Origin of the sequence: Dolichospermum lemmermannii CS-548, from assembly GCF_028330815.1 — a bacterium.
Taxonomy (GTDB): Bacteria; Cyanobacteriota; Cyanobacteriia; order Cyanobacteriales; family Nostocaceae; genus Dolichospermum; species Dolichospermum lemmermannii.
Window position 1 is genome coordinate 1 of the sequence record NZ_JAQMTJ010000238.1, and the last position, 3,663, is coordinate 3,663.

General features: G+C 38.1%; 1 protein-coding gene and 1 pseudogene. Both read left to right on the forward strand.

Annotated elements, in window-relative coordinates; genetic code table 11:
• Window positions 1-350: 350 nt before the first annotated feature.
• Complete coding sequence (gene gndA / locus PN450_RS16195; RefSeq protein WP_271822422.1) at window positions 351-1,781, forward strand: NADP-dependent phosphogluconate dehydrogenase; 1,431 nt, start codon at window positions 351-353, stop codon at window positions 1,779-1,781.
• 818 nt (window positions 1,782-2,599) lie between these two features.
• Window positions 2,600-3,663 (forward strand): annotated as a pseudogene (locus tag PN450_RS24210) (IS1634 family transposase); the annotation flags it as partial.

Consider the following 3,663-nt stretch of genomic DNA (forward strand, 5'->3'; position numbering starts at 1 on the left):
AAAGGGAACAGGGAACAGGGGGCAGGGGGAGTAGGGGGAGTAGGGGAGTAGGGGAAGTAGGGGAGTAGGGGGAGTAGGGGAAGTAGGGGAGAAATTTCTTCCTTCTTCCTTCTTCCTTCTGAACTCCTGAACTCCTGCTATATGTATTTTAATTTTGCAAAATTTGGGACTAAATTGTGGACTTCAATACAAATTAAAATTAATTCATTGATGTGAGTGATGATTTCTTAAATTTTAGAAAAACTCTTAATATCTTCTTTAGGAGTGAAGCGAAAATCTCGGACTACCCTTAAAGAGAAAGGATCTGCAAGAGAAAGAGCCAAACCCAAACAAAAGATTTAAACTGAACTATGACACTACAAAGCTTTGGTGTGATTGGATTAGCAGTTATGGGCGAAAATATCGCACTTAACGTAGAAAGAAATGGCTTCCCAATTGCAGTTTACAACCGCTCTCGTGAAAAAACCGATGCCTTCATGGCGCACCGCGCCCCAGGACGGAACGTTAGAGCCGCTTTTAGCCTCGAACAATTTGTCGCCTCATTGGAACGTCCCCGCAAAATTTTGGTGATGGTACAAGCTGGTAAACCTGTTGATGCGGTAATTCAACAGCTCAAGCCTTTACTCCAAGAAGGTGATATCATTATTGACGGTGGTAACTCTTGGTTTGAAGACACCGATAGACGCACTCAAGAATTAGAACCCATCGGTTTACGCTACATCGGTATGGGTGTGAGTGGCGGTGAAGAAGGCGCGTTGAATGGTCCTTCTCTCATGCCTGGTGGGACAAGAAGCTCTTATGAGTACCTATCTCCCATTTTCAACAAAATTGCGGCTCAAGTTGATGATGGTCCCTGTGTAACCTACATTGGTCCTGGTGGTTCTGGACACTATGTAAAAATGGTTCATAACGGTATTGAGTACGGTGATATGCAGTTAATTGCAGAAGCCTACGATTTGCTGAAAAATGTGGCTGGTTTAAGTGCAGCGCAACTCCATGAAGTATTTGCTCAATGGAATACAACTGACGAACTCAATTCATTTTTGATTGAGATTACCGCGAATATTTTCCCCTACGTAGATCCTGATACCAAGATTCCCCTCGTTGATTTGATTGTTGACGCAGCCGGTCAAAAGGGAACTGGTCGTTGGACTGTACAAACTGCTTTAGAATTGGGTGTAGCTATTCCGACAATTACAGCAGCGGTAAATGCTCGAATTCTCTCTTCAATTCGAGATGAACGGATTGCTGCTTCTAAGGTCATCACCGGACCAAATGCTAAGTATGGTGGCGATATTGCAGCTTTTGTGAACATGGTGCGTGATGCTCTTTATTGTTCCAAAATCTGTTCTTATGCTCAAGGTATGGCGCTGTTATCTACAGCTTCCAAAACTTACAATTGGGATTTAAATCTGGGCGAAATGGCGCGGATTTGGAAAGGTGGTTGTATTATTCGCGCTGGTTTCTTGAATAAGATTAAGAAAGCATTTGACGAAAATCCCGCTTTACCTAACTTGTTGTTAGCGCCTGAATTTAAGCAAACAATTCTCGATAGACAAGCTGCTTGGCGTGAAGTAATTGTCACTGCTGCTAAGTTGGGTATTCCTGTTCCAGCTTTCAGTGCTTCTCTAGATTACTTCGATAGTTACCGCCGCGATCGCTTGCCACAAAACTTAACTCAAGCACAACGGGACTACTTCGGCGCTCACACCTACAAACGAACGGACAAAGAAGGATCTTTCCACACTGAGTGGGTTCCCATTGCTGAAGCTCAGAAGTAAGATACTTCTGGTTAAACTTTCAAGTTAATTCTTGCCATTTATTTCGGCAAAATTGCCTGTAGGGGCGGGTAAACCCCGCCCTTAATTGTAAGATTAATACTATTAAGAGTCAATGATAACTTTAAATATTATGCGAATACGTAAATACTGAACCTTTTTGAAACAAATAAAGTATTTTGACAGGAGATACTAGTGTGTTAATTTTGACAGATAAGCCAGGGATTTCCTTAATGCAGAAAGTGTGATAGAAAAAAGAATACCCGAAATCCGATAAAAAGGTTTTAGGGAAACAAAACAATGTCATGGTTATATTGTCTTCTCTCATTTACATGATAGTTGGTAATGGTTGGGTGAGATAATGTGAACAGATACAGGGTTTTTGGGCTGCAATTTAGCATTATTAATGGTAGGTATTGTTGGATTTCCTTGTGTCAACCCAAACTACAAACTACTACTTTTTAATCCCACATTCCGCACCCTCAACTGTCACATATCAAAAAAGCCTAGTAAGTAGTACATAATAACTAAGAATAATTCCTAGATGAAGAGGCTTAATGAGAGTAAGTAGCATTAATCGGGGCATGGAGTGAGAAAGTGAAACTTCGTAACGGGACTGAAAGAAAGAGAAAATACAATAGTAAGAAAAATTAATTGTTCAGAAAACAAGAAATGAGAGAATCCCTTTAGAACAAGTAGAGGAATCTGTTGTGAAATTGAAACCGCAAGAAATAGAAATTCAAAACATAAGTAAGTCGGCACGATAAAATCAATATACATTTTTTTCGTAAAAACCCTTAAATAACCTATCTATAAGGTATTTGTCGAATTTACATTTCGTTACATATGTTGATTGTTTAACGCCAACTTACTTAGACCATCTAGGGATAGTAGCAGAAATAATAGACTCAATAGGATTAGTAGAAATAATCAACGAAATAATAGGAGTTGAAAAAAAAGAGAAAGTAAGTCCGGGTCAAGTAGTAAAAGCCATGATAATAAACGGGTTAGGATTCGTATCAAAACCCTTATATATGTTTCCTGAATATTTTGAAACAATCGCTTGTGAACATCTAATTGTTCAGGAGTAAAACCAGAATATCTCAATGACGATAAACTGGGGAGAGTGATGGATAAACTATTTATCAAAGGATTGGATACAATATTTTTTATCATTGCCTTAAAAGCAGCACAAAAATTTGGAGTATCACTATCAACATCACATCTAGATTCATCATCAATGCACGTACATGGGCAGTATAACACCAGCTTACCAGAAGTAATATTTGAGAGTCAAAAAGTAGTCAATAATCAAGAATTAGAAGAATTAGCAGTAAAATCACCAAAAGAAATTACCATCACCCACGGTTATTCTCGTGACCATAGACCAGATTTAAAACAGTTCATCATAGAAATGATATGTTCAGGAGATGGAGACATACCAATATTTTTAAAACTAGCATCGGGAAACCAATCCGACTCATCATGTTTTGGTAAAATAGCAGTTGAGTATCAGCAACAATTAGAAGTTAACAGTCTCATAAGTAAGTTGGCGTTAAACAATCAACATATGTAACGAAATGTAAATTCGACAAATACCTTATAGATAGGTTATTTAAGGGTTTTTACGAAAAAAATGTATATTGATTTTATCGTGCCGACTTACTTAGTAGCAGACTGCGCCTTATATACAGAATCAAACCTGAAAATGATGTCAGAATTACGTTGGTTATGTCGAGTACCATTAAGCATAAAAGCAGCAAAATCATTAATATCAACATTAGCAGAATCAGAATTTATTGATAGTACAATACCAGGATATAAATTAGCATCAAAAATCCAAAATTATGCAGGGATAGAACAAAGATGGTTAGTAGTGCAAAGT

Coding starts and splice junctions, on each gene's coding strand:
- gndA (WP_271822422.1), top strand. CDS start 351: ATGACACTACAAAGCTTTGGTGTGATTGGATTAGCAGTTATGGGCGAA.